Annotated in this window: 29 protein-coding genes and 1 riboswitch; of the genes, 7 read left to right on the top strand and 22 right to left on the bottom strand. The window is 60.8% G+C overall.

Features of this window, described 5'->3' with window-relative positions; all coding sequences use genetic code 11:
- Window positions 1–13 precede the first annotated feature (13 nt).
- From AACY49_RS00075 to cobO, 14 genes are all read right to left on the bottom strand, one after another.
- A complete protein-coding gene (locus AACY49_RS00075; RefSeq protein WP_339521324.1) occupies window positions 14–565 on the bottom strand; it encodes a glutathione peroxidase in 552 nt (183 codons plus the stop codon).
- A 56-nt stretch (window positions 566–621) separates the two neighbouring features.
- Window positions 622–744 (bottom strand): hypothetical protein, encoded by a 123-nt coding sequence (locus AACY49_RS00080; RefSeq protein WP_339521325.1) that lies wholly within the window; start codon window positions 742–744, stop codon window positions 622–624.
- Window positions 741–1,949, bottom strand: coding sequence for an MFS transporter (locus AACY49_RS00085; protein ID WP_258696876.1), 1,209 nt, complete (start codon window positions 1,947–1,949; stop codon window positions 741–743). Before AACY49_RS00085 ends, AACY49_RS00080 begins: the two co-directional genes overlap by 4 nt.
- A gap of 52 nt (window positions 1,950–2,001) precedes the next feature.
- A complete protein-coding gene (locus AACY49_RS00090) occupies window positions 2,002–2,406 on the bottom strand; it encodes a MarR family winged helix-turn-helix transcriptional regulator (RefSeq protein WP_339521326.1) in 405 nt (134 codons plus the stop codon).
- 62 nt (window positions 2,407–2,468) lie between these two features.
- On the bottom strand, window positions 2,469–3,200 hold the full coding sequence (locus tag AACY49_RS00095; protein WP_339521327.1) for an adenosylcobinamide-GDP ribazoletransferase: 732 nt from the start codon (window positions 3,198–3,200) through the stop codon (window positions 2,469–2,471).
- 2 nt (window positions 3,201–3,202) lie between these two features.
- Entirely contained in the window at window positions 3,203–3,778 is a 576-nt protein-coding gene (gene cobC, locus AACY49_RS00100) for an alpha-ribazole phosphatase family protein (protein WP_339521328.1), read from the bottom strand.
- Window positions 3,775–4,830, bottom strand: a complete 1,056-nt coding sequence (cobT, locus tag AACY49_RS00105; protein WP_339521329.1) for a nicotinate-nucleotide--dimethylbenzimidazole phosphoribosyltransferase — start codon at window positions 4,828–4,830, stop codon at window positions 3,775–3,777. The genes cobC and cobT overlap by 4 nt, the downstream gene beginning before the upstream one ends.
- Window positions 4,827–5,348, bottom strand: a complete 522-nt coding sequence (gene cobU, locus AACY49_RS00110; RefSeq protein ID WP_258696881.1) for a bifunctional adenosylcobinamide kinase/adenosylcobinamide-phosphate guanylyltransferase — start codon at window positions 5,346–5,348, stop codon at window positions 4,827–4,829. Before cobU ends, cobT begins: the two co-directional genes overlap by 4 nt.
- Window positions 5,349–5,491: 143 nt before the next feature.
- Window positions 5,492–6,943, bottom strand: a complete 1,452-nt coding sequence (locus AACY49_RS00115) for a cobyric acid synthase (RefSeq protein WP_258696882.1) — start codon at window positions 6,941–6,943, stop codon at window positions 5,492–5,494.
- Window positions 6,940–7,932, bottom strand: a complete 993-nt coding sequence (gene cobD, locus AACY49_RS00120; protein ID WP_258696883.1) for a threonine-phosphate decarboxylase CobD — start codon at window positions 7,930–7,932, stop codon at window positions 6,940–6,942. Before cobD ends, AACY49_RS00115 begins: the two co-directional genes overlap by 4 nt.
- Window positions 7,925–8,833, bottom strand: coding sequence for an adenosylcobinamide-phosphate synthase CbiB (cbiB, locus tag AACY49_RS00125; RefSeq protein ID WP_018925130.1), 909 nt, complete (start codon window positions 8,831–8,833; stop codon window positions 7,925–7,927). The genes cobD and cbiB overlap by 8 nt, the downstream gene beginning before the upstream one ends.
- Window positions 8,830–9,480 carry a 5,6-dimethylbenzimidazole synthase gene (bluB, locus tag AACY49_RS00130; RefSeq protein WP_258696884.1) on the bottom strand — a complete coding sequence of 217 codons (651 nt, stop codon included), beginning with the start codon at window positions 9,478–9,480 and terminating at the stop codon, window positions 8,830–8,832. The genes cbiB and bluB overlap by 4 nt, the downstream gene beginning before the upstream one ends.
- Entirely contained in the window at window positions 9,477–10,877 is a 1,401-nt protein-coding gene (locus AACY49_RS00135; protein WP_339521330.1) for a cobyrinate a,c-diamide synthase, read from the bottom strand. Before AACY49_RS00135 ends, bluB begins: the two co-directional genes overlap by 4 nt.
- Entirely contained in the window at window positions 10,874–11,485 is a 612-nt protein-coding gene (gene cobO, locus AACY49_RS00140; RefSeq protein ID WP_059402199.1) for a cob(I)yrinic acid a,c-diamide adenosyltransferase, read from the bottom strand. Before cobO ends, AACY49_RS00135 begins: the two co-directional genes overlap by 4 nt.
- 81 nt (window positions 11,486–11,566) lie before the next feature.
- Window positions 11,567–11,801: riboswitch (cobalamin riboswitch) on the bottom strand.
- A gap of 154 nt (window positions 11,802–11,955) precedes the next feature.
- On the opposite strand from cobO, the gene AACY49_RS00145 reads away from it, so the two are divergent.
- A complete protein-coding gene (locus tag AACY49_RS00145; protein ID WP_339521331.1) occupies window positions 11,956–12,540 on the top strand; it encodes a hypothetical protein in 585 nt (194 codons plus the stop codon).
- A 68-nt stretch (window positions 12,541–12,608) separates the two neighbouring features.
- Complete coding sequence (locus AACY49_RS00150; RefSeq protein ID WP_339521332.1) at window positions 12,609–13,922, top strand: PQQ-dependent sugar dehydrogenase; 1,314 nt, start codon at window positions 12,609–12,611, stop codon at window positions 13,920–13,922.
- Between the two features lie 111 nt (window positions 13,923–14,033).
- Here AACY49_RS00150 and AACY49_RS00155 read toward each other — a convergent pair whose 3' ends face one another.
- From AACY49_RS00155 to AACY49_RS00180, 6 genes are all read right to left on the bottom strand, one after another.
- Complete coding sequence (locus AACY49_RS00155; protein WP_339521333.1) at window positions 14,034–14,696, bottom strand: O-methyltransferase; 663 nt, start codon at window positions 14,694–14,696, stop codon at window positions 14,034–14,036.
- A 67-nt stretch (window positions 14,697–14,763) separates the two neighbouring features.
- On the bottom strand, window positions 14,764–15,300 hold the full coding sequence (locus AACY49_RS00160; protein ID WP_258696889.1) for a C40 family peptidase: 537 nt from the start codon (window positions 15,298–15,300) through the stop codon (window positions 14,764–14,766).
- A 165-nt stretch (window positions 15,301–15,465) separates the two neighbouring features.
- Window positions 15,466–16,104 (bottom strand): C40 family peptidase, encoded by a 639-nt coding sequence (locus tag AACY49_RS00165; protein WP_339521334.1) that lies wholly within the window; start codon window positions 16,102–16,104, stop codon window positions 15,466–15,468.
- 226 nt (window positions 16,105–16,330) lie between these two features.
- Entirely contained in the window at window positions 16,331–17,035 is a 705-nt protein-coding gene (hda, locus tag AACY49_RS00170; RefSeq protein WP_007898944.1) for a DnaA regulatory inactivator Hda, read from the bottom strand.
- 215 nt (window positions 17,036–17,250) lie between these two features.
- Window positions 17,251–18,324: an AI-2E family transporter gene (locus tag AACY49_RS00175; RefSeq protein ID WP_258696891.1), complete on the bottom strand. Its 1,074-nt coding sequence runs from the start codon at window positions 18,322–18,324 to the stop codon at window positions 17,251–17,253.
- A 30-nt stretch (window positions 18,325–18,354) separates the two neighbouring features.
- The gene (locus AACY49_RS00180) at window positions 18,355–19,410 is read right to left on the bottom strand and encodes a DUF2066 domain-containing protein (protein WP_339521335.1); all 1,056 of its coding nucleotides are present in this window, start codon (window positions 19,408–19,410) and stop codon (window positions 18,355–18,357) included.
- Between the two features lie 375 nt (window positions 19,411–19,785).
- On the opposite strand from AACY49_RS00180, the gene purM reads away from it, so the two are divergent.
- Genes purM through AACY49_RS00195 form a run of 3 tightly spaced genes read left to right on the top strand, consistent with a single transcriptional unit; the run spans window position 19,786 to window position 22,216 of the window.
- Complete coding sequence (gene purM, locus AACY49_RS00185; protein ID WP_007936066.1) at window positions 19,786–20,844, top strand: phosphoribosylformylglycinamidine cyclo-ligase; 1,059 nt, start codon at window positions 19,786–19,788, stop codon at window positions 20,842–20,844.
- Complete coding sequence (purN, locus tag AACY49_RS00190) at window positions 20,844–21,494, top strand: phosphoribosylglycinamide formyltransferase (protein WP_258696893.1); 651 nt, start codon at window positions 20,844–20,846, stop codon at window positions 21,492–21,494. Before purM ends, purN begins: the two co-directional genes overlap by 1 nt.
- A gap of 8 nt (window positions 21,495–21,502) precedes the next feature.
- The gene (locus tag AACY49_RS00195) at window positions 21,503–22,216 is read left to right on the top strand and encodes a DUF3108 domain-containing protein (protein WP_258696894.1); all 714 of its coding nucleotides are present in this window, start codon (window positions 21,503–21,505) and stop codon (window positions 22,214–22,216) included.
- A 69-nt stretch (window positions 22,217–22,285) separates the two neighbouring features.
- Here AACY49_RS00195 and AACY49_RS00200 read toward each other — a convergent pair whose 3' ends face one another.
- A complete protein-coding gene (locus tag AACY49_RS00200) occupies window positions 22,286–22,750 on the bottom strand; it encodes a DUF3859 domain-containing protein (RefSeq protein WP_339521336.1) in 465 nt (154 codons plus the stop codon).
- 322 nt (window positions 22,751–23,072) lie between these two features.
- Between AACY49_RS00200 and AACY49_RS00205 the strand changes: the two genes are divergently transcribed.
- Both AACY49_RS00205 and AACY49_RS00210 read left to right on the top strand, forming a co-directional pair.
- A complete protein-coding gene (locus AACY49_RS00205; RefSeq protein WP_258696896.1) occupies window positions 23,073–23,489 on the top strand; it encodes an OsmC family protein in 417 nt (138 codons plus the stop codon).
- A 64-nt stretch (window positions 23,490–23,553) separates the two neighbouring features.
- Window positions 23,554–24,441, top strand: a complete 888-nt coding sequence (locus AACY49_RS00210; protein WP_339521337.1) for a pirin family protein — start codon at window positions 23,554–23,556, stop codon at window positions 24,439–24,441.
- Between the two features lie 150 nt (window positions 24,442–24,591).
- On the opposite strand, the gene htpG is transcribed toward AACY49_RS00210, so the two are convergent.
- Window positions 24,592–26,496 carry a molecular chaperone HtpG gene (htpG, locus tag AACY49_RS00215; protein WP_320391350.1) on the bottom strand — a complete coding sequence of 635 codons (1,905 nt, stop codon included), beginning with the start codon at window positions 26,494–26,496 and terminating at the stop codon, window positions 24,592–24,594.
- Window positions 26,497–26,573: the final 77 nt, after the last annotated feature.

The raw sequence follows: 26,573 nt of genomic DNA on the forward strand, positions 1-26,573 counted from the left end.
TAGTGCGCGTCGATCAGGGTTTCGAGGCAAGGGCTTTCTCCACCGCCTCGATGAACTCGGGATTGTCGGGCTTGGTCAGGCTGGAGAAATTGGCGATCACCTTGCCCTGGCGATCAACCACGTACTTGTAGAAACTCCACTTCGGCGAACTGCTTTGTTCAGCAAGAACCTTGAATAAATGCGTTGCGTCATCGCCGCGGACCTTTTGCGGCTCGGTCATGGTGAAGGTTACGCCGTAGTTCACGTAGCAGACCTTGGCAGTCTCTGCGCCATCTTTGGACTCTTGTTTGAAGTCATTGGACGGAACACCGATCACCTCAAGCCCTTGATCCTTGTAACGCTGATACAGCGCCTCAAGCCCTTTGAACTGCGGGGCGAAGCCACAGAAGCTCGCGGTATTGACCACCACCAGTGGCTTGCCGGCGAAGCGCTGGCACAGATCGATGGATTCCTTGGCACGCAGCTTGGGCAATGAGCCTTGCAACAACTCCAGGCATTCTGCCGCCTGGGCCAACCCGGCAAAAACCGTCAGCAACGCGGGGACTGCAAGCCAGCGCATCAGCATGTCGGTGCATCCTTGAGCAATCGTCAGAAAACGAAATTACGCGCCTTCGCCGCTTGCTAGCAAGCCCCCATGCCCAACTGCATCAACGCCAGCCCACCCCGATGCCAGCCCCACCATGCCAAGGCCAGCAGCAATATGCCGAGGGCGATTGCAGCCATCCGCGGCCAGAGACTGTTCATGCGGCACTCATCCGGGTTTGCAGACGCGCCACCGGCTGCTCGCGCACCGGCCAGTTCAGGGCTGCCGCCACCAGACTCAAGAGAACCGCCACCTGCCAGATCAAGTCGTAGCTCCCGGTTCGGTCATACACCACCCCGCCCAACCAGCCACCAAGGAACGAGCCCAGTTGGTGGAACAGGAAAACAATCCCACCGAGCATGGACAGATTTCGTACGCCGAACAAGGTCGCTACCGTGCCGTTGGTCAAGGGCACCGTCGACAACCAGAGGAACCCCATGGCCATGCCGAACAAATAAGCCGTGACTTGAGTGACCGGCGCCCAGAGGAACAGCACAATCACCACCGCTCGCAACAGATACAGAGCGGTGAGCAAGCGCGGCTTGGACATCCGCCCGCCAAGCCAGCCCGCGGTATAAGTACCGAAAATATTGAACAGCCCGATCAGCGCCAGCACCGTGGTGCCGACGGAGGCCGGCAAATGTTGATCCACCAGATAGGCCGGCAGGTGCACACCGATGAACACCACTTGAAAACCACAGACAAAAAAGCCGAACGCCAACAGCCAGAACCCCGAATGGGAGCAGGCTTCGCGCAGCGCTTCAGAAAGGGTTTGCTCGTGCCCGAGGATCGGCAGCGGTTTGTCTTTAAGCATGCTCACCAGCGGCACGATCAGCGCCACCAGCAGGCCCAGCACCAGCAAAGCCGCGGACCAGCCAAGCCAGCCGATCAACCCCAGCGTACCGGGCAACATGGCGAATTGACCAAAGGAACCGGCAGCACTGGCGATGCCCATGCCCATGCTGCGTTTTTCCGGTGGCACGGCACGGCCGACCACGCCGAGAATCACCGAGAACGAAGTGCCGGACAGACCGATACCGATCAACAACCCTGCGCTCAAGGACAAGGTTAGCGCCGAATCGGACAAGCCCATGAACACCAGACCCAGGGCGTACAGCACACCCCCGATCAACACCACCTTCGCGGCGCCAAAGCGGTCGGCCAGTGCACCGGTGAACGGCTGCGCCAGGCCCCAGATCAGGTTCTGCAGGGCAATGGCGAAGGCAAACACTTCGCGGCCCCAGCCGAACTCGGCACTCATGGGCGCCAGAAACAACCCGAAGCCGTGTCGCACCCCCAGGGACAACGCCAGAATCAGCGCACTGCCCAACAGCACCCAACCGCATGTACGCCACATTGATGTCATTCTTGTTCTCCGGTAGCGGGTATATACCCGCTTAAGATCGAACAAACTGGCCTCAAGCCAGTTCGTCCAGCAGTTTCAGCAAGGTTTCACGCTTCTCGGCACCCAGACGGTCGATCAACCGCTGCTGCGCCGCTTCCCAGGCCGGCAAGGCCGCTGCCAGACGTTCGCGCCCCGTTTCAGTGAGCAGGACGATGCGATTGCGCATGTCTTCGCCCTCGACCAGCGTCACCAGGCCTTCACCCTCCAGCACCCGCAGATTGCGCCCCAGGGTGCTGCGATCCAGGCCCATGGCCTCGGCCAGAGACGAGATGCTCGGTTGATCCAGACGCTGCAGATTGCACAACAGAGAATACTGGGCAACGTTGATCCCGAAGCCGTCGAGAGCGCCGTCATAATGCCTGGTGACGCCACGAGCGGCGCGACGCAGGTTGGTGCACAAACATTGAGAAGGAAGCATGGTGCGTGTATATACCCGCGGTTAAATGAAAGCAAATTTTTGATACATATTACCTGTGGGATTCAGAGCAGCGCCAAGCCCACCAGTAGCGCCACTTCCAGCAACTCCAGCAACGCCCCGGCGGTATCGCCCGTCGTCCCGCCCAGTCGCCGCAACATCACTTGCCGCAACCAGACAAACACCACAATGGCCAGCACAAGCGCCCATACACCACTGAGGCCCGCCATCAACACACAAGCCACCGCACTGATCGCCAACACCTGCCGCCCGACCAAACGCGGCAGATGATCGGCCAGCGCCTGCCCCAATCCGCCAGGACGCACATAAGGCGTGGTCAGGAATAACCCCAATAACGCGCCGCGGCCAATCAACGGAACGATGATCAGGACCACGCTGTGCTGCTGCTCGATCAATGCCAGCAATGCGGCAAACTTGAGCAGCAACACCAGCACCAGCGTCACCACCGCGATCGGCCCGCTGCGAGGGTCTTTCATGATGGTCAGGGTGCGTTCACGGTCGCCGTAACCACCGAGCCATGCATCGGCGCTATCGGCCAGGCCATCCAGGTGCAACGCACCGCTGAGCAATACCCAGACGCTCAGCAGCAGTGCGGCGTGAAGCAATAATGGCGTGCCTAGCAACAGCCAGTTCAGTGCCCACAGAATCGCGCCGAACAGCAAACCGACCAGCGGATAGAACAGCAGCGACCGGCCCAATTCCTCGGGCGTCGGCATGCCCGGCAGGCGAATCGGCAGGCTGCTCAGAAATTGCAGGGCGATCCAGAACGGCAACATGGTCAGATCGCTTCCGTTAACAAGGTGCCGGATTCAACCGATAGCGAGAACAGCGCACCATGGCCGACCTCAACATTGAGCAACTGCTCACGCGGTAATCCGCGTGCTTGCGCCAGCAACAAGCGCATGACGCCGCCATGGCTGATCAGCAAGATTCGCTCACCCGCATAGGCCGCGTGCAGCCGCTCGATCGCCGCCAACACCCGTGCCGAAAAGTCCGCCACCGGTTCACCGTCAGGCGGTGTGAACGAATAGGGATCGGCCCAGAACAAGCCCAACGCCTCGGCGCTGGTTTCCATCAGCGCCGCTGCTCTCTGCCCTTCCCAGGCACCGAAGTGCAGCTCTTGCAGGTCTTTGTCCAGCTGCACCGGCAAACCCAGTTGTGCCCCAAGCTCTTGCGCAAAGCGTGCACAGCGCTGCAACGGCGAACTGACCAAGCGATCCCAAGGGCCCTGCTCGACCACCGCAGCGCGCATCTGCTCCCAACCCTTACCGGTCAGCGCATCGTCGAGGCTGCCGCGCAAACCGCCGCCGAGTTCGGTTTCGCCATGGCGCAACAGGTCCAGGCGCAAGGTCATGCCGGGCGATCCGCCACCGCGGCTTCGGCGAACGTTGCCATCTGCCCGTGAAGGTCGCAGGCCAGCCGCAACAATGGCACGGCCAACGCCGCACCACTGCCCTCGCCCAGCCGCAGACCGAGGTCCAGCAACGGTTCGGCGTTCAGGGTTTCCAGCACATGGCGATGGCCCGGCTCGGCGCCACGATGACCGAACAGTAACCACTCACGGCAAGCCGGATTCAAACGCACCGCCACCAGAGCGGCAACACTGCAAATAAACCCGTCGACCAATACCGCGACACCTTCCTGGGCACAGGCCAGATACGCACCGACCAGCGCAGCGATTTCGAAGCCACCGAGATTGAACAAGGTTTGCAGCGCATCGCCACGCTGAGTGCCATGCAACGCCAAGGCACGCTCGATGACCTGGGCTTTATGGCTGACACCCGCCGCGTTCAGTCCGGTGCCCGGCCCGGCCAGGTGCACCACCGGGCAATCGAGCAAGGCACAGGCCAACGCGCTGGCCGCCGTGGTGTTGCCGATGCCCATTTCGCCACCGATGAACAATTGCGCGCCTGCTGCGATAGCGCGCTGCACACTGTCGCGGCCGACCTGCAAGGCGAGCTCGCCCTGGGCCTGAGTCATCGCCGGCCCCTGGACGAAATTCGCCGTGCCCGGGCCGATGTTCAGATGACGCACACCCGGCAGATTCAACGACGGTGTAACGGTGCCGAGGTCGACCACTTCAAGAGAAGCCCCCAACTGTCGCGCCAACACGCTGATCGCCGCGCCACCGCTGACAAAGTTGTGCAGCATCTGCCCGGTAACTTCCTGGGGAAACGCCGACACCCCTTCGGCGACCACGCCATGGTCACCGGCAAAAATCGCAATCCACAGCTGATCGAGCGTCGGCTTGACCTGCCCCTGCAACCCGGCCAGTTGCACCGCCACCGATTCGAGCTGGCCGAGCGAGCCGGCAGGCTTGGTCAGTTGCTGTTGACGCGCCTGCGCCTGTTCGACCACTTGCGCATCGATCGGCTTGCATGGGTTCAGCCACCAGGAGTGAGTCATAACGCAGTTCCTTTCAAAGTCAGGGGCAGGCCGGCGACGGTCAGGACGACACGTTGGCAGCGCTCGGCCAAGGCTTGATGCAGCCAACCGGCTTCATCGACATAGCGGCGAGTCAATTCGCCCAGCGGCACGACACCCATTCCGGTCTCGTTGCTGACAAAAATGATTTCACCCGGCAACGACGCCAGGCAGTCCAGCAGGGCTTCGCGCTCGGCGGCGAGGCGCTCGGCGTCGTCGAGCATCAGCAGATTGGTCAGCCACAGCGTCAGGCAATCCACCAGCAAGCAACGATCGGCACTGGCGCTTTCGCACAACACGCGGGCCAGTTCCAGCGGTTCCTCGATCAACGCCCATTCGGCCGGACGACGGGCGCGGTGATGGGCAACTCGTTCGTTCATTTCACCGTCCAGGGGTTGGCTGGTGGCGATGTAGGTGACGTGTAGCTGACTGTCTGTCGCCAGTTTTTCAGCCAGGCGACTTTTGCCGGATCGGGCGCCGCCGAGGATCAGTTGCAGCATGGTTCAGTCCTTCAAATGTGCGGTGAGGCGACGGGCGTCATCGCGGGCAAGCCCGCTCCCACAAGGATCGAGGCTGTGCACAGATTTTGGTCCACCCAGGGAACGGGAGCGGGCTTGCCCGCGATGGGGCCTGTGCAGCCACCTCAAATCCCACAGAGTTCACGCAGCAATGAAGTATCCAGATGCTTCTCCACCAGATCCGCCAGTCGCTCGATATCGCGCTCGCGCAGCCCGTGGTAATCGACTTCCTGCACATCCTGCAAACCGGCCCAGCGCAACAACGCACTGCACGCCGCCGGGGATTCGAACAGGCCATGCAGATACGTGCCGAAAATCTGTCCATCGACACTTTGCGCGCCGTCGCAGCGACCATCGTCCAGCCGCACGGCGGCGTTTTCCAGCGCCGGTCCCGTGGTCACGCCGGCATGAATTTCATAGCCGCTGACCTGCGCATCTTCCAGTGCCAGGCGCCCACGCACATTGCGCAACTGCTTCTCTTCTTCAAGTTGCGTTTCGAACGACAGCCAGCCCAAACCGGCACTGGAGCCCGGTGCGCCTTCGAGGCCCAGCGGGTCATGCACCTGCTCGCCGAGCATTTGCAGACCGCCGCAGATCCCCAGCACCTTTCCGCCGTAGCGCAAGTGCCGCGAGATAGCCGTGTCCCAGCCGTTGGCCCGCAGATACGCGAGGTCGCTGCGCACGCTTTTCGAACCGGGAAGAATCATCAGGTCGGCCGGCGGAATCGTCTGGCCGGGGCCGATGAATTGCAGGTCCACTTGCGGATGCAGGCGCAGTGGATCGAAATCGGTGTGGTTGCTGATGCGCGGCAGTACCGGCACCACCACTTTGAGCACTTGATCGGCCTTGTCGTTCTGACGCTGATCGAGGCCGTCCTCGGCCTCCAGGTGCAGGTCCATCACATAAGGCAACACGCCGATCACCGGTTTGCCGGTGCGTGCTTCCAGCCAGTCCAGCCCCGGTTGCAGCAAAGCGATGTCGCCGCGAAAACGGTTGATGATGAAGCCTTTGACCCGCGCCTGTTCGCTGGGCGACAGCAGCTCCAGCGTCCCGACCAAATGCGCGAAAACCCCGCCGCGATTGATGTCGGCGATCAGCACCACCGGGCAATCCACCGCCTCGGCAAACCCCATGTTGGCGATGTCGCCGGCGCGCAGGTTGATCTCTGCCGGCGAACCCGCCCCTTCGACCATCACCAGCGGATACGCCGCGCTCAAACGCTCATGAGAGGCCAGCACCGCTTGCATCGCGATGGCTTTGTAGTCGTGATAGGCGACGGCATTCATCGTAGTGACCGCGCGACCATGAATGATCACCTGGGCACCGGTATCGCTGTTGGGTTTGAGCAGCACCGGGTTCATGTCGGTGTGCGGTTCGAGGTTGGCGGCCTGGGCCTGCACCGCTTGAGCACGGCCGATCTCGCCACCGTCGGCGGTCACGGCGCTGTTGAGGGCCATGTTCTGCGGTTTGAACGGCACGACACTCACGCCCTGACGCGTGACCCAGCGACACAGCGCCGTCACCAGTGTGCTTTTACCGGCGTCGGATGTGGTGCCTTGCACCATCAACGTTGTCATGGGTTTTCCTTGGCATAGGTTTGCAGGGCTTGTTCGAGGCGCGACCAATCCGCTTCATCCGCCGGCAAGCCAAACCGCAGGCTGCTGTTGTGGGTGAACAATCGCAGCAGAATGCCGCGTCGGGCCATGAACTCATGCAGTGCTTCGGCGCGCTCGGTGATCAGCCATTGGAACAACGCGCAGCCGCCCTGAGGTTTGAAACCATACTGTTCAAGCAACAGTGCCAGACGCTCGCCAGCCTCGTCAGTGCGAATGCGCTGTCGGGTGTGCCCGTGCGTATCCGTCAGGCACGCCTGGCCCAGCACTCGGGTCGGCCCACTGACGGCCCATGGCCCCACTTGCTCGGCCAGCAGCTTGAGCAACTTGCGCTCAGCCAGCACAAACCCCAGCCGCACACCGGCCAGGCCGAAAAACTTGCCAAAGGAGCGCAGCACGATCAAGCCGATCTGGTTGGCAAACGGCGCCAGGCTCAAATGCGGCGTGTTGTCCATGAACGCTTCGTCAACCACCAGCCAGCCACCGCGTCGGGCCAGCCGTGAATGCCAATCCAGCAGGCGAGCCGGGGTCAGGCTCAGCCCCGTGGGATTGTTCGGGTTGACCACCACCAGCACATCAAGGCTGTCGAGAAAGAAATCGACTTCCGACTCCAGCACTTCACGCACGATGTAACCGTTGCGGCGCCAGGCTTCGGCGTGTTCGGCGTAACACGGTGACAGCACGCCGACCTTGCCGGCCCGGCGCAGGCGCGGCAGCAACTGGATAGCCATTTGCGAACCCGCCACTGGCAACACCTGAGCCGCACCGTAATAGTCACAGGCGGCCTGCTCCAGACCATCATCGGTTTCCGGCAACCGCGCCCAGGCCCGCAACGGGATGTCCGGAACCGGGAATGGCCAGGGCGCCAGGCCACTGGACAGGTCGAGCCAATCGGCTTCGGCGATACCGTATTCACGCGCAGCCTTGCGCAACCGGCCACCGTGCTCAAGCATAGAATTCAGCCCCCACGCAGAGAATCAGCAGCCATAACCATACCCCGCGCTGGACCAATTGCCAGCCACGGTCGATGGAATCGGCATCCGCCGGCACGCCTTCGCCCAATTGCGGACGTTGATGCAGTTCACCGTGATAAATCGCCGCCCCGCCCAACTCGACACCCAGCGCACCGGCACCGGCCGCCATCACCGGCCCGGCATTCGGGCTGTCCCAGGTCGGCCCTTGTGTACGCCAGCATTTCAGCGCCAGCCGGGTTTTGCCCAGCAGCGCGTAGGTCAACGCCACCAGGCGTGCGGGAATGTAGTTCAGGACATCGTCGATCTTTGCCGCGGCCCAGCCGAAACGTTCGAAGCGTTCGTTGCGATAACCCCACATCGCATCCAGGGTATTGCTCAGACGATAGAGCACCACGCCGGGCGCACCCGCCACGGCAAACCAGAACAGTGCGGCGAACACCGCATCGCTGCCGTTCTCCAGCACCGATTCGGTGGCGGCGCGGGCGACTTCGGTTTTGTCCAGCTCGCTGGTCTGGCGGCTGACCAGATAACCGACGCGTGTGCGCGCCTCAACCAAATCATCGCTGCGCAGAGCCTTGGCCACCGGCTCGACATGCTCGCCGAGGCTGCGCATGCCCAGAGCACAATAGAGCGCGAGAATCTCGACGATCCAGCCAACGTAAGGCGCCCAGGACAGCGCGGTGACCAGCAAGGTCAGCGGCACGACCGCCATCACCCAGGCCGTCACACCATGACTGCGCCAGCCGCGGCCAGCGGAGTTGAAACGTTGTTCGATGCGATCGGCAAAACGACCGAACGCCACCAGCGGATGCCAGCGTTTAGGTTCACCCAGCAGCGCATCCAGCGCGACCGCGGCGACACTCAACAACGCCACACTCATTGACTCACTCCCCAATAATTTTCATACAGCAACTCGTTGAGCTGACGCGCCTGCGCCCAGCCTTCGAGTACCAGCATCGGCGCCGGATAGAATTCCTTGACCGGCCCCAGACAAAGAACGGCCAAAGGCTTGGCCCCGGTCGGTAAACCCAGCAAATCCGCCAGGGCTTGCGGCTCGAACAGCGACACCCAGCCCATGCCCAGGCCTTCGGCGCGGGACGCCAGCCAAAGGTTCTGGATAGCGCAGGACAGCGAGGCCATGTCCATTTCCGGCAATGTCCGACGACCGAAAATGTGGCGCTCGCGATCGTCCATCAGCGCGGCGACCAGCACCTCGGCGCAGTCATTGATGCCTTCGACCTTGAGCTTCATGAATTCGTCGGAGCGCTCGCCGAGGGCTTCGGCGGTGCGGATGCGTTCGTCTTCCACCAGGTGCTGGATCTTGCCGCGCAGTGCCCGGTCGCTGATGCGGATGAAACGCCAGGGCTGCATCAGGCCGACGCTCGGTGCCTGGTGTGCGGCTTCGAGCAGACGACGAAGTAACTCAGGCTCGACGGTGCCGCCGCTGAAGTGGCGCATGTCGCGGCGTTCAGCGATTGCCCGATAGACCGCTTCGCGTTCGGCTTCGGAGAATGCGTTGTCAGTCATGGCCTCTTCGCGAGCAGGCTCGCTCCCACATTAGAAACGGTGTTGTCTGACGAAACGCGGTCCACTGTGGGAGCGAGCCTGCTCGCGAAGGCGTCCTGGCGGTCAGGCACAAACAACGCGGCAATCGCCGATGGATTGGACGGAAAATAAAAGTGCACATAAGAGGCCGTCATCCGCCCCTCACGATAAACCGCCTCCGCCCCTCGCCCGCCATTGGGGCTCAAACCTCGAGCAATCGGCTCAAGTTCGGTGCTGGTCAGCGAGTGGTGATAGGTGTGCCCACGCAGCAAACCTTCCGGCAATTCGACCGCCTGCAAAGCCAACGCGGCAAGACGCTTCTGCATCACCGCGTCACCGGTCAGCAAGCCAACCAGTTCAGCGCGAGAGCCCTCGACATCGGTCAACGAATCCAACAGATACAACATGCCGCCACACTCGGCCAGCAACGGCTTGCCCGCCGCGTGGTGAGCGCGGATGGCGGTCAGCATCGATGTGTTTTGCGACAACGCCACATGGTGCAATTCGGGGTAGCCGCCCGGCAGATAAAGACTGTCTGCCTCCGGCAAGCCGGTGTCGCGGATAGGCGAGAAGAACGACAATTCGGCGCCCATGGCCCGTAGCAGATCCAGGCTCGCGCCATAGGTAAACGCGAAGGCTTCGTCCCGGGCCACGGCAATCCGCACACCGGCCAGCAACGGTTCGGCGGCGATCATTTCAGGCGCAGCGAACTCTACGGCCGGCGGCAACGCCACATCGCAACTGCTGGCCAGTGAGGCGGCCGCCGCATCAAGGCGCAGGTCGAGGTCATTCAGTTCGCTGGCCTGAACCAGGCCGAGATGCCGGCTCGGCAATTCGATCCCGGTCTCCCGGGACAACGCGCCGTACCAGCGCAAGCCTTCCGTCAGGCTACCTTCAAGCAATTGCGCGTGACGCAAGGTGCCGACCCGGTTGGCCAACACACCGGCAAACGGCAAATCCGGCTGATAGCGCGCAAGGCCCAAGGCCAGTGCGCCAAAGGTCTGCGCCATCGCGGTGCCGTCGATCACGCCGAGCACCGGCACACCGAAGTGCCGCGCCAGGTCGGCGCTGGATGGCGTACCGTCGAACAGCCCCATGACGCCTTCGATGAGGATCAGGTCCGCCTCACCGGCAGCCTCCCACAACAGGCGGCGACTTTCCTGCTCGCCGACCATCCACATGTCCAGTTGATACACCGGCGCACCGCTGGCACGCTCGAGAATCATCGGGTCGAGAAAGTCCGGGCCGCATTTGAACACACGGACCTTGCGCCCCTGATTGCGGTGCAACCGGGCCAGCGCGGCGGTGACGGTGGTCTTGCCCTGACCGGAGGCCGGCGCGGCAATCAGCACCGCCGGGCAATGACGTGGTTGATTCACAGCTCGACGCCTTTTTGCGCTTTGATCCCGGCCTGGAACGCGTGCTTGATCACACCCATTTCGGTGACGGTATCGGCCAGCTCGATCATCTCCGGTTTGGCGCCACGACCGGTGACCACCACGTGCTGCATCGGCGGACGGGCCTGCAAGTCGCTGAGCACCTGATCGAGATCGAGGTAACCGTGCTTGAGGGCAATGTTCAGTTCATCGAGCACCACCAGACCAATGGACGGATCGCGCAGCAGTTCCTGAGACACAGCCCAGGCGGCTTCGGCGGCGGCGATGTCGCGCTGGCGGTCCTGGGTTTCCCAGGTGAAGCCCTCGCCCATCACATGAAAACGCACTTGCTCCGGGAAACGCCGGAAGAACAGTTCTTCGCCGGTGCTGTTGCGGCCCTTGATGAACTGCACCACGCCACACTGCATACCGTGGCCCATGGATCGGGCGAGCATGCCGAACGCCGAGCTGCTCTTGCCTTTGCCGTTGCCGGTCAACACCAGCAGCAGGCCGCATTCATTCGGGGAGTTGGCGATGCGTTCGTCGATCACGGCTTTTTTGCGCTGCATGCGCGCCAGGTGGCGTTCGTCACGATCGGGGGTATCAGTCATGGGGGAGCTCTCCGTTGAGGCTGGATAACGGCGGGCAGGCACAAGAATAGACGGCAAGAAGCCTGGCATCGCCCACCGTGATGCCGTTGGATGGATCAGGCCGGTCTCCGGGCTCATGAGCGGCACTTGGCCCAACTGCGCGCCTTCCCATGTCGAGACTCGACACAGTGGCTCCAGGCGCAGCCTTCACTCATTTACCGTTGCGGGGGCAGCGTCGGGATCATGACTCTTCGTTGCTTGAAGATAGTCACTCACCGACTTCCCTGTTTCACTCTGTCGACCAAGGCCACAGAGCACCTGAAACAAGCCGCGAAGGTTAGAGGGTTGGGGGTGGAGCGTCAATTAAAGCCGGACCGCCTGCCAGCGAATAACTGCCGTCGATCAATTAACTGACGTCAATCTTGTGCCACACCGCCAGCAGTGATATCAAAGAGCCACAACCTCACAACACAATAACAAAGGTGAGCCACATGCAAGGCATGATCATCAGCAATCCGAAGCTGGAATTCCTGCGCCCGGTGCTGGAACGCTGGTTTGACTGTATCGACCGCTACAATGCCGTGCGCGGCGATAACGATACGCCTTACTGGCACGACGAAAACGCCAACCTCGGCCTGCTCTCTGCCGCGGCCTGGATGGCGGAAATGATCACGCTGCAACAAACACCGACCCACAAACAGACCGAAGAAGGCGAGCGCAACGCCCGCGCCGATCTGTTCATCGCCACCAGCGAAGAACGCGCGTACCTCCAGGTGACCCAGCGTTGGCCGCGAGTCAATAGCCTGAACCTGACCCAGGCACTGGCGGACATCACCAGCGACGCAAAGCGAATCAGCTATGCCAGCGACCTGAAGCTCGGCTGTCTGTTTGTCGCGCCACAAAAAGCCCAGCACAGCGCCACCCCGGAAGAGCTCCAGGACATGCTCGACGATCTGCAAAAGGAACACACCTGCGCCGTGGCCTGGTATTTCCCCTACGCCTATCGCAAGTTGCGCAATGAAGCCGGCAACTACCACCCGGGCATCGCCGTGCTGTTCAAGGAAGCCCGCGGCTGACCGGTTGAACCATCGGGTGCCTACGCTTCTCTATGATTACGTCAATGCATTCATAAGGAAGATCAGTAATGCGCAAACCCCAGCTCGTTTTCATCATCGCGCTCGCCGGAGGGCTCGCCGCCTGTGGTGAAACCTCCAGCCTGCAAGTCTCGGACGGCACCGGACCGTCGCCCAAGCTGCCAGAACCGAACAAAACCCTGATCCCGACGGTGAACATCGCCCCGGCGATCGGCTGGCCTCAAGGTGCAAAACCTGTCGCCGCGGCGGGGACTCAGGTGGCGGCGTTTGCCGAAGGCCTCGATCATCCGCGCTGGCTCTACGTGTTGCCCAATGGCGACGTGCTGGTGGCCGAAACCAATGCACCACCTAAACCTGACGACGGCAAAGGCATTCGCGACTGGGTCATGGGCAAAGTCATGGGGCGCGCAGGTGCCGGCGTCCCCAGCCCGAACCGCATCACCCTGCTGCGGGACAAGGACCACGACGGCGTCGCCGAAACCCGCACGGTGTTCCTGGAAAACCTCAACTCGCCCTTCGGCATGACCCTGGTCGGCAATGACCTGTACGTTGCCGACACCGACCGCCTGCTGCGTTTCCACTATGAAAACGGCGAAACGGCGATCAAGTTGCCGCCGATCAAGGTGGTCGATCTGCCGGGCGGCACGCTGAATCACCACTGGACCAAAAACGTCATCGCCAGCAAGGACGGCAGCAAGTTGTACGTCACCGTAGGCTCGAACAGCAACGTCGGCGAAAACGGCATGGATCAGGAAGAAGGCCGCGCGGCGATCTGGGAAGTGGACCGCGCCACCGGCAACCATCGGATCTTCGCCTCAGGGATTCGCAACCCAAACGGTCTGGCCTGGGAGCCACAGAGCGGCGCACTGTGGACCGCGGTCAACGAGCGTGACGAAATCGGCAGCGACCTGGTGCCGGACTACATCACTTCAGTGAAGGATGGCGGGTTCTACGGCTGGCCTTACAGCTATTACGGGCAGCATGTCGATGTTCGCGTCGAGCCGCAAAACCCTGCTCTGGTCGCCAAGGCCATTGCGCCAGATTACGCGGTGGGGCCCCATACCGCGTCGCTGGGCCTGACGTTCGCCGAAGGCAGCAAACTGCCGGCGCCGTTCACCCAAGGTGCCTTCATCGGCCAGCACGGCTCGTGGAACCGCAAGCCACACAGCGGCTACAAAGTGATTTTCGTGCCGTTCAGCGCCGGCAAACCGACCGGGAAGCCAGTGGATGTGCTCACCGGTTTCCTCAACGACGAGGAAAAAGCCATGGGCCGGCCGGTGGGCGTGGTAATCGATCAGCAGGGCGGCCTGCTGGTGGCGGATGATGTGGGGAACAAGGTGTGGCGCGTTTCGGCGGCTCAATAACTGCGACACACATCACTGTGGGAGCGAGCCTGCTCGCGATGGGGTCAGCACATTCAAAGACGATGTGGCCTGACGCACCGCTATCGCGAGCATGCTCGCTCCCACAAGAGATCAGCGTTTACGACAGAGCGTGAGGCCATCCCCCAGCGGCAACAACGACAGATCCACACGCGAGTCATCCTTCAAGGCGCGATTGAGTGCCTGGATGGCTCGGGTGTCTTCGCTCTCGGGATTCGCCTCAAGCACCCGCCCGCTCCATAGCGTGTTGTCGAACACTGCCAGACCACCGACCCGCAGCAAACGCAGCGCATGCTCCAGGTAAGCCGGATAATTGGCCTTGTCGGCATCAATGAAAATCAGATCGTAGTGCTCGCCTTGCCCTTGCCGCTCAAGCTGCGCGAGGGTTTCCAGCGCAGGAGCCAGACGCAGATCAATGCGCCCGGCGAGACCTGCTTCCTGCCAGTAACGACGAGCAGTGGCATTGTAATCGCCAGGCATATCGCAACAGATCAGCGAACCGTCATCCGGCAATGCAGCGGCCATGCACAAGGCGCTGTAACCGGTGAAGGTACCGACTTCCAGCAAACGCCTGGCGCCGATGAGTTTGACCAGCAACGCGAGGAACTGCCCCTGCTCCGGCGCCACCTGCCAGCGAGCCATGGGCAGCGCCTGGGTTTCGTCGCGCAGGCGCTTGAGCAGCGGCGTTTCTCGCAGGGAAACGTCGAGCAGGTAGTGGTACAGGGAATCGTCGAGATTGAGCGTGCGAGCGGTCATGACAACCTCCGTTAAGCCATTCTCAATGAGCTTCCCCATCGCGCCGGGAATTCATTGAGAACGCCCCCTATGGATTATGTGCCAAGTGCTCAGGCTGCAGGACGCGCTTGGCGCTCAGATAGGCTTTCTGCCAATAAGCTTTGGACAAGCTGTCCAGCTTGACCGTGCCACCCGTGGCTGGCGCATGGACGAAGCGGCCTTCGCCGACGTAGATGCCAGCATGGCTGACCTGGGAGCCGCCATTGGTGGCGAAGAAAATCAGGTCGCCGGTTTGCAGGCCTTCCTTGCCGACATTGGGGGCTTGCATGCCGATCATCTCTCGTGTGGACCGCGGCAAGGAAATGCCCGCGACATCGCGATAGACGTAACCGATCAGACCACTGCAATCAAACCCGGAATCCGGCGTGTTGCCGCCCCAGCGATAAGGTGTTCCCACCAGGCCGAGCGCGCGAAACAACACATCTTCTGCCGCCGGGGAAAAGGCTTGGGAGGAACCGAAAACAATGGGCGCGCGGACTACCGGCGCAGGTGGCGGTGTGCGGCTGGCGCAGGCGCTGAGCAGCGCTGCGAAGACCATGAGTGCGAGGCGGGCCGACATCGTCATAAACAGAACATCCTGATCTGGCTGCGGCTTTTTCTGCCACAAAGGCAGAAAAGAAAACCGCCTGCGCAGAACGCAGGCGGTTTGCCATCAATAATAGATCAGGATTCTAGCGGCTACGCGGCAAACTTCAAGTAAGACTTTAAGTTCACCTTATAAACTGTCTGCTTACTTGCGTGCAGTGACGATAGCCGGGGCCACAGTCGGCGCCATCGCGAGTGCGCGCTTGGCTTCGATGAAGGTCTTGTTCCAGTAGCTGTCGCCCAGGCTATCGATCCGGACACCGCCGCTTTTGCGGCTGCTGGAGTGGATGAACTGGTTGTCACCCAGGTAGATCCCGGCGTGACTGACACGACCGCGACGGCCATTGGTGGCGAAGAACAGCAGATCACCCGGCTTGAGGGCGCTGCGAGCAACCTGCGGAGCGTCAACGTTGATCATTTCGCGGGTGGAGCGCGGCAGGTTCATGCCGGCCTCTTCACGAAACAGATAACCGATGAAGCCGCTGCAGTCGAAGCCTGCCTCGGAGGTGCCGCCGAAACGGTAACGGGTACCGATCAGGGACATGCCACGTTCGAGGATGCTGTCGGCCAGAACCGGAAGTTGGTATAACTTGCCGCCGGCGAAGTCTGCCAGTTCTTTATTGGTGGCTAGCTCTTCCTGGAAAAGAACGGAAGAAGACTGCGCGGTAACTGAATTTGAAACCCGCTGTTGTTGCTCTTGCTGAGACACTGGAGAGTGGGCAGCGCAACCGAACAACAGGGTGACGAGTGCGAGAGGCACGAGGGGTGCGAAGCGATTTAGCATGGGCACGACCGTGGCTGATAGTTGTAAAGAAGCCGAGACTATGCCCGCTATCAACCTCATTTGCAAATTCAATCGATCTTTATGTGACTTATCGGTTTCTCGTTTACATCTAAGCGCTTAAGCCCATTTTGAATCTTTGCGCAGCCTGCCCCCTTGCAGGAAAGCGGATTTGTTGACGCCTGAAATATGCCGAACCCGCGTAAAACCTGGGCTTTACCAGGTTTTTTTACCAACCGAGGGTTTCTTTCAGGAACGGGATTGTCAGCTTGCGCTGAGCTTGAAGGGAGGCCTGATCGAGGCGCTCAAGCAGCTCGAAAAGCGCACTCATGCTGCGAGTCCCGCGGGTCAAAATAAAATGCCCGACTTCATCGGTCAGGTGCAGGCCACGACGAGATGCGCGCAACTGCAAGGCACGCAATTTGTCTTCGTCAGAGAGCGGGCGCATCTGGAAGATGAGTGCCAGTGTCAGCCGCGACTTGAGGTCCGCCAGCTTCACCGGTAGTTCGCGCGGGGATGTCGAGGCGGCGATCAGCAGACGTCGACCGCTGTCACGCAGACGATTGAACAGATGGAACAGCGCCTCTTCCCAATCCGCCTTACCGGCGACCGCCTGCAAATCGTCCAGGCAGACCAGCTCGTATTGTTCGAGGTTGTCGAGGATTTCGATACCGCGGTCCAGCAACTCGGCCAACGGCAGGTACACCGCCGGCTCCCCCAGCTGTTCGAAGCGCAGACACGCCGCCTGCAACAAATGCGTGCGCCCTACCCCGTCCTTGCCCCAGAGGTAAATCAGGCTTTCCGTCCAGCCGGCGTCGGCTTCGCAGAGCCGCTCGACATAGCCGAGTGCAGCGGCATTGGCGCCTGGGTAGTAATTGATAAAGGTAGCGTCATCACGCAGACGCACACCTAGGGGCAGCTGAATCGGTTTCATGCTGACTGAACAGTTCCAAAGGAACCGTTAGTGGCCTCTGTGTAAAGTTTGCGAAGTTTATACCCGTGAAGCTGACCGCACAATGCGACAGACCACAAGCAAAATCAAAGGTTTGCGTTAACCAGTTTCTTTGGCGGCGCATGTGACAGCCGCGCGAGGGAGGCGGGCAAACCTGGCATGAAACCAGGATGCCCGCTACGAGCGATCAAAAAGCCTTACTGCCCAGACTCGTCGACACCGCCATAGATATCCGAATCCTTGTACAAATCATGCACGTGGCGCACAAGCACCATGATCACCGCCGCCACCGGCAATGCCAGCAGCACACCGGTAAAACCGAACAGCTCGCCGCCGGCCAGGATGGCGAAGATCACCGCCACCGGATGCAAACCGATCCGATCCCCCACCAGCAACGGCGTCAGGACCATGCCTTCCAGTGCCTGGCCGACCATGAACACCGCGACGATACCGATCATGGGGTACAGATCGCCCCCGAACTGGAACAGACCGGCAATCAATGCCGCGCCAATCCCGATGACGAACCCCATGTACGGCACGATCGCCGCCAGACCGGCGATCAGACCGATCAACAACCCCAACTCCAACCCGACGATCATCAAGCCTGAGGCATAGATCACACCCAGCGCCAGCATCACCAGCAACTGCCCACGCACGAACGCTCCAAGCACTTCATGGCATTCCCCGGCCAGGGACATGACGCGCTCTTCACGATCACGCGGCAGCAGGCTACGGATCTTGGCCATCATCAGGTCCCAGTCGCGCAGCAGATAAAAACTCACCACCGGGATCAGCACCAGATTGGCCAGCCAGCCAATCAGCGCAAGGCCTGAGGCCGTCGCCTGACTCAGCACCACGCCGACAATGTCGCTGGTCTGGCCCATGTGCTCGCTGATCGCCGCCTTGAGCTTGTCGAACTTCCAGAAGCCCTCCGACAAACCCAACTTCGATTGCGCCCACGGCAACGCGGTGTGCTGCAACCAGTCGAGCATCTGCGGCGCCAGTTCATACAGGCGAAACAGCTGCTTGGCGAGCATCGGCACCAACACCAACAGCAGCGTGGTAAGGATCAACGTGAACAAGGCGAACACCGCCACCACGCCCCAGGTCCGCGACAGACCGAACTTCTCCAGCCGATCCACCAGCGGGTCGAACAGATAGGCCAACAGCAGCGCCACCAGGAACGGCGTCAGGATCGGATGCAACAGGTAAACAAACGCGCAAAGCAGGACCACCCCACCAAGCCAGAACCAACGCCGCGTATCGGCCATGTACCACTCCTGCTTCTATATAAAGAAAAACTACCAGCGAAAACGTAACTGCGGCGTAGGTGCCGGGCCTGGCGCTGCGGCCGGCGCCGAACCAGCAGCCAAGGGAACAGCTGCCGTGGGTGCCGGGGCTTGACCGGCCGGAACTTCCTGCAATTTCGCCAGGGACAACTGAGCTCGCAGCTGATCGGCACTGCCGTTGACGCGATAAAGCACGCGGTCGCCATCGACACTCAGCAAACGCGCGCCAAAAGGCTCCAGCAAACGCCCCAGCGTGGCATAACGCTCCAGATTCATTCCCTGCACTTCCAGCAATTGCTCGCCGGACGCACCCGGTTTAGCGACGAAACGCGACGCCAGACGCTCGCTGACCGCCAGCATCACCGCATCGGCCACGGCGGCGGCATCGGCGCCCTGCACGCTACCGGCCTCTTTCTGATCGCCCAACCACAGACGCCACTTGGCTTGCCATTGGCCACCCTCTTCACGGGCATGCACCGCCAGCAAGGCGTCGGCATTGTAACGGTCGGAGGCGCCCTGCAGCGGCGCAGGGTCAGCACTTTCCAGATTCGGCGCGGTAGCGACGATCTGTTCATTCAGGTCCGCCAGCGGCAAACGCAGCGGCAGGCCACGGTGTTGAGCCGCCCGACGCAGGGGCGCAGCGCTGGCCTGACCATCGCCCACCAGGCTCGAGCCTTCGGCGGAGTCGTTCAACCACCAGCCGAGGATCGACGGCCGATTGGCACCCCACACGGCCAACCCGGCACGGCGCAAGGCCTGTTCGGTGGTGGCCGGATCGAAATCGACTTTCAGCACCTCCGGCGGCCCGGCGTCGTAACCGAACTGACTGATGATTTGCTGAGGTTCTTTGCGCACGGCCGCCAGACCGGGGCTTTGCGCCGCCCTGGGATCGCCGGTCAGGCGCAACACCAACGTATCCAGCGCCCGCTGAGTCGCCTGATCGCGCTCCTCCGGCGTCTGGCCGCTGACGGGCTCGCGCACTTGATAGAGGCCTTTGACGGTTTCGGCATGGCTGGTCAGGCTGACCACGGCTAAACAGCCCACGAACAAGAATTTAAGAAAACGCATGAAAGATTCCTGACGACAAGAGCGGCTGGAACAGACCGCATGAACTAGGCTGTGACCACACGCCCAAGCAAAACATTCACCCGATCCCGGTAAGTTTTCGCACTGTCATAACGATAGACGGTTAACGTCGATACCTTATACAGCCATGTGGGACGCCACCAACACGGGCAGTATGGATTTTTTTTAACGCAATATGCCCCTGCCCGTCGGCACGAGGATGGCCGCTGCCCCTCAAGCCTGATAAAATCGCGCGCCTTCGCAGACCGGCAACAGCCGGGCGCCCTGAAATTCGCGTACGGCAATTGCCCTTCGCCAGCTTCAGTGGCCCCACTGGACTCGGTCGTTACCCCTGAATCCCCCCTAAAGGCCTGGATCATGAGCAAGCAACCCTCCCTGAGCTACAAGGACGCCGGTGTAGACATCGACGCCGGTGAAGCATTGGTCGAACGCATCAAGAGCGTCGCCAAGCGCACTGCGCGCCCGGAAGTCATGGGCGGCCTGGGCGGTTTCGGCGCCCTCTGCGAAATCCCGGCCGGTTACAAGCAACCGGTGCTGGTCTCGGGCACTGACGGCGTCGGTACCAAGCTGCGCCTGGCGCTGAACCTGAACAAACACGACAGCATCGGCATCGATCTGGTTGCCATGTGCGTGAATGACCTGGTGGTGTGCGGCGCCGAGCCGCTGTTCTTCCTCGACTACTACGCCACCGGCAAACTGAACGTCGACACCGCCGCACAAGTTGTGACCGGCATCGGCGCAGGCTGCGAACTGTCCGGCTGCTCCCTGGTCGGCGGCGAAACCGCTGAAATGCCAGGTATGTACGAAGGTGAAGACTACGACCTGGCCGGCTTCTGCGTCGGCGTCGTTGAAAAATCCGAAATCATCGACGGTTCGAAAGTCGCTGCCGGCGATGCCCTGCTCGCCCTGCCGTCTTCCGGCCCGCACTCCAACGGCTACTCGCTGATCCGCAAGATCATCGAAGTGTCGGGTTCCGACATCGAGAACATCCAGCTCGACGGCAAACCGCTGACCGACCTGCTGATGGCCCCGACCCGTATCTACGTGAAGCCGCTGCTCAAGCTGATCAAAGACACCGGTGCCGTCAAAGCCATGGCCCACATCACCGGTGGCGGCTTGCTGGACAACATCCCGCGCGTACTGCCAAAAGGCGCTCAAGCGGTAGTTGACGTTGCGAGCTGGACCCGCCCGGCGGTGTTCGACTGGCTGCAAGAGAAAGGCAACGTCGACGAAACCGAAATGCACCGTGTGCTGAACTGCGGCGTCGGCATGGTTATCTGCGTGGCTCAAGAGCACGTTGAAACCGCCCTGAACGTCCTGCGTGAAGCCGGCGAGCAGCCTTGGGTCATCGGTCAGATCGCCACCGCTGCCGAAGGCGCGGCTCAGGTCGAACTGAAGAACCTTAAGGCGCACTGATGTCCGCCACCTGTGATGTCGTGGTGCTGCTCTCCGGCACCGGCAGTAACTTGCAGGCCTTGATCGACAGCACGCGGACCGGCGAAAGCCCGGTTCGCATCGCTGCGGTGATTTCCAACCGCGCCGACGCCTACGGCCTGCTACGCGCCAGGGACGCGGGTATCGACACCCGCACCCTGGATCACAAGGCGTTCGAAGGTCGCGAGGCCTTCGATGCCGCGCTGATCGAACTGATCGACGCCTTCAACCCCAAACTCGTGGTACTGGCCGGCTTCATGCGCATTCTCAGCGCTGACTTCGTGCGCCACTATCAGGGTCGCCTGCTTAATATCCATCCCTCGCTGCTGCCCAAGTACAAAGGGTTACACACTCATCAGCGCGCGCTGGAGGCCGGCGACACGGAACACGGCTGCTCCGTGCACTTCGTCACCGAGGAACTCGATGGCGGACCACTGGTCGTACAGGCAGTAATACCGGTAGAGTTGCACGATTCGCCGCAGAGTCTGGCGCAGCGAGTCCACACCCAGGAACACCTGATCTACCCGATGGCCGTACGCTGGTTTGCCGAAGGTCGTTTATCGCTTGGCGAACAAGGTGCTTTACTGGACGGACAGTTACTCGCAGCCAGCGGCCACTTGATTCGAACCTAGGAGATTTTATGCGTCGTGCCCTGCTCTTCGCTTGCGCTCTGCTCGCCCTGCCGTTTGCGCAGGCCGCAGACCTTCAACCCTTCTCCGCCAGCTACACCGCCGACTGGAAGCAGTTGCCCATGAGCGGCACCGCCGAACGCAGCCTGACCAAGGAAGCCAACGGCATCTGGAAACTCAGCTTCAAGGCGTCGATGATGATCGCCAGCCTGACCGAAGAAAGCACCCTCACCCTGGACAAGGACACGCTGCTGCCACAGTCCTACCACTTCGAACGCGGTGGCCTGGGCAAGGCCAAAAAGGCTGATCTGGACTTCGACTGGACCAACAAGATGGTCACCGGCACCGATCGCGGTGACGCCGTCAAGCTCCCGCTCAACCGCGGAATGGTCGACAAGTCCACCTATCAGCTGGCGCTGCAGCATGACGTGGCCGCCGGCAAGAAAAGCATGAGCTATCAGGTCGTCGATGACGGCGAAGTCGATACCTACGACTTCCGCGTGCTGGGTTCGGAGAAAGTCGACACCAAGGCTGGCCAGATCGATGCGATCAAGGTCGAGCGCGTGCGCGATCCGACACAAAGCAAGCGCATCACCGTGCTGTGGTTCGCCAAGGATTGGGATTACCTGCTGGTCCGTCTGCAACAGGTCGAAACCGACGGCAAGGAGTACAACATCATGCTCCTCGACGGTACGGTCAACGGCAAGACGGTGAAAGGCAGCTGATCCGCAACGACATGAAAGCCCCGCAAACGCGGGGCTTTTTTTCGTCTGGCGTTTCGTTGAGCGGAGCGATCAGCGCACTGTAAAGCGTTGCTGAGCCAGCAGACGATCGCCCTGGAACACCATGAAACGCCATTCACCAGGAACGACTTCGTGACTTTCAGTGAACTCGAAGGCCATCAGGTCCAGCGGAGCGCCTGGCACCAGTTTCTGAATCACTTCCAGTTTGTCGTGACGCACACCATCCGGGGTGCGGATGCCCGGCGTGAAATAGAGCAAAGTCAGCGGCTCGCCTTCGGCGACTTTGCCGGCCAACTGGTAACGCATACCGAATTTTGTGCCCAGTTTCGCCGGGACGATTTCGGTCTGCTGAATCTGTTCATTGCTGCGGCGCAAAACTCGCTCGCCCGATTGCAGTTCGGCTTTCGCGCTGGCGAACACGCCGTATTCCACCGGACCTTCGACGCGGACTTCGGCACTGGCCAGAGCACTGACGAACATCAACGTGGCCAGGGCGGTTAAACGGGTGAGGTGCATGGTGCGCTCCTTGATTGAGATGAGCGCGAGGGTATGACGCGGGGGTGACAGGACGATGACAACCTTGAGTTCTGCGCAATCCTGTGGGAGCGAGGCTTGCCCGCGAAGAACGATGACGCGTAATACCTGAAAAACCGCGGTGCATTCTTCGCGGGCAAGCCACGCTCCCACAGGTTCTGTGTCTTAACTCACCAGTATTGAGGCTTGCCCCTCGTGGTCAAATCACCCGGCAAGAAAGTGGAACGCTAATGTGAAGGAATGCTCTATAACTTCAGGGTCTTTTTTGATCGAATGACTTTTCCTGTTGCCTACGAGGTTTCCCATGACCGTTACCGTCAATACCGTCTCCGCCGAAGGTTTTCGTCACAGCGTCCAGATCGATGACCATGAACTGTTTGCCGATGTACCCAAGTCGTCCGGCGGCGAAGGCACGGCACCTGAGCCACACGACTACTTCGATGCAGCCCTCGGTGCCTGCAAGGCCCTGACACTGAAACTGTATGCGAAGAAGAAGGACATCCCACTGACCGGCGTCGGGGTTGAGGTCAAGCGCGACAACAGTGAAGAGCAGAAAGGCAAATACGTCCTGCACGTCAAACTCACGCTCAAGGGCGTACTCACCGACGCCCAGCGCGAAGAGCTGCACCGCGTGGCCGACCGCTGCCCGGTACACAAGCTGATGACCACCTCCGAGGTCAGCATCGAGACTCATCTGTCGGAAGGCGCCTTCAGCCAATAGCGGCAAGGGCTGCGCAAGCGGGTTATGCTCACGGCGTCACCCGCTCAGCCTGGAATGCAGCACCATGAACACTCCGCTCGTGATCCGTCCCCGCGCCGAAGATGTCGAAGGCCAGCCGATTCTTCGGACGCTGCCGTCAGCCAAATGCCGCAACGTCGGACCTTTTGTGTTTTTCGACCACATGCTCGAAACCCGTTATCCACCGGGTAAAGGCATGAACATCCGCCAGCATCCGCACATCGGCCTGTCCACCCTGACCTACCTGTTCGAAGGGCAAATCCAGCACAAGGACAGCCTCGGTTCCGATCAGCTGGTGAATGCCGGCGATGTCAGCTGGATGACCGCCGGCAGTGCGATTGCCCACATCGAACGCACGCCCGACGCATTGAAGGATAGCGGCGGTACGATGCACGGCTTACAGATCTGGCTGGCGTCACCCAAGGACCGTGAACACGGTCCAGGACACTACAGCCACCATCCGGCAACCACGCTGCCCGTCAGCGATAACCTTGGCGTGAAGATACGGATGATCGCCGGATCAGGCTTTTGCCTCGAGTCGCCGGTCCCGGTGCTTTCTCCTACGCTGTATGCCGAATTGAGCCTGCAAACGGCAACCACGCTGCTGATTCCCACCGAGCATGAAGAGCGGGCACTGTATGTGCTGAGCGGTGAGGTGCAACTGGACGGCGAACTGCTGGAACCGCACTCGCTGGTGGTGTTGCCGGTCGGGGAAGAAATGACGTTGTTCGCCGAGAGTGACTGCCATGCCGTGCTGTTTGGCGGAGCGCCATTGGATGGGCCGCGACGGATCAACTGGAATTTCGTGGCCAGCGATCCGGCATTGATCGATGAAGCACGTCGACGCTGGGCTACCGGGGAGTGGCCGACAGTGCCGGGGGAAAGTGAGCGGATTGAGCTGCCGAAACACCGAAGCCCGCCAACTCCCTTGTAATTGATCGGCTGGTCGTTCCCATGCTCTGCGTGGGGATGCAGCCCGTGACGCTCCGCGTCACTGGACGCGGAGCGTCCCTAGAGGCATTCCCACGCAGAGCGTAGGAACGATCAAAAAACCCGCCGAAGCGGGTTTTTTTCTACAACGCGGTTAAACCGACAGTTCAACCAACAGCTTGTTCAAACGGCGCACATACGCGGCCGGGTCTTTCAAGCTGTCGCCGGCCGCCAGGGCCGCCTGATCGAACAGGATGTGCGACAGATCGCCGAAGCGCTCGTCGCTCTGCTCGTTGTCGAGTTTCTCGATCAGCGGGTGAGCCGGATTGAATTCGAAGATCGGCTTCGAATCCGGAACCTTCTGACCACTGGCTTCCAGGATCTGACGCATTTGCAGGCCCAGGTCCTGCTCGCCGATCGCCAGAATCGCCGGGGAATCGGTCAGACGGTGGGAAACCCGCACCTCAGCAACGGACTCACCCAAAGCGGTCTTGAGACGCTCAACCAGACCTTCTTTGGACTTGGCGACTTCTTCCGCGGCTTTCTTGTCTTCTTCCGAGTCCAGGTTGCCGAGGTCCAGGTCACCGCGTGCCACGTCGACGAAGCTCTTGCCGTCGAAGTCGCTGAGGTAGCTCATCAGCCACTCGTCGATGCGGTCGGTCAGCAGCAGCACTTCGATGCCTTTCTTGCGGAAGACTTCCAGGTGCGGGCTGTTTTTGACTTGCGCGTAGGTTTCGCCAGTCAGGTAGTAGATCTTGTCCTGACCTTCCTTGGCACGGGCCAGGTAGTCGGCCAGACCCACAACCTGCTCGCCGTCGTCGCCCTGAGTGGACGCGAAGCGCAGCAGACCGGCAATTTTTTCTTTGTTGGCGAAATCTTCTGCCGGGCCTTCTTTCATGACCTGACCGAAGTTCTTCCAGAAGCCTTTGTATTGCTCAGGCTCGTTCTTCGCCAGTTTTTCCAGCATGTCCAGAACGCGCTTGGTCAGCGCCGATTTCATGGTGTCGATGATCGGGTCTTTCTGCAGGATTTCCCGCGACACGTTCAGCGACAGGTCGTTGGAGTCGACCACGCCTTTGATGAAGCGCAGGTACAGCGGCAGGAACGACTCGGCCTGATCCATGACGAATACACGCTGCACATACAGCTTCAGGCCTTTTGGCGCTTCACGCTGGTACAGATCGAACGGAGCACGGGTCGGTACATAAAGCAGCGAGGTGTACTCGAGCTTGCCTTCGACCTTGTTATGGCTCCAGCTCAGCGGGTTCTCGAAATCGTGAGCGACGTGTTTGTAGAACTCCTGGTATTCCTCATCCTTTACTTCAGTGCGAGGGCGAGTCCACAGGGCGCTGGCGCGGTTGACGGTTTCCCACTCAAGCGCAGGCTTCTCTTCGCCTTCGGCGGCTGCCACTTCTTTCGGCAACTCGATCGGCAAGGCGATGTGGTCGGAGTACTTCTTGATGACGTTGCGCAGACGCCAGCCATCAGCGAACTCGTCTTCACCAGACTTCAGGTGCAGGACGATGCGAGTACCACGGTCGGCTTTCTCGACGGTGGCGATTTCGAATTCGCCTTCGCCCTTGGACGACCAGTGCACACCTTCGCTGGCAGCAAGGCCGGCACGGCGGCTGAATACGTCAACTTTATCGGCGACGATGAAGGCCGAATAGAAACCGACACCGAATTGACCGATCAGGTGCGAGTCTTTTTTCTGATCGCCAGACAGGTGCTTCATGAAATCGGCAGTGCCGGACTTGGCGATGGTGCCCAGATGGGTGACCGCATCCTCACGGCTCATGCCGATGCCGTTGTCTTCGAGGGTGACGGTTTTAGCGTCCTTGTCGAAGCTCACACGGATTTTCAGTTCAGCGCCGCCTTCCAGCAACTCAGGCTTGGCCAGCGCTTCAAAACGTAATTTATCGACAGCGTCAGAGGCGTTCGAGATCAATTCGCGAAGGAAGATTTCCTTGTTGGAATACAGCGAATGGATCATGAGGTGCAGCAGTTGCTTCACCTCGGTCTGGAAGCCCAGGGTTTCCTTTTGAGTTTCCACACTCATGGTCATCAAACTCCAATCAGATGGCAGTGGCCGCGACCTTGAGGGTCGGCGGCGGGTTGTCATCAAAGTTGGGGGCT

It is taken from the genome of Pseudomonas sp. EL_65y_Pfl2_R96 (genome assembly GCF_963970905.1).
GTDB lineage: Bacteria > Pseudomonadota > Gammaproteobacteria > Pseudomonadales > Pseudomonadaceae > Aquipseudomonas.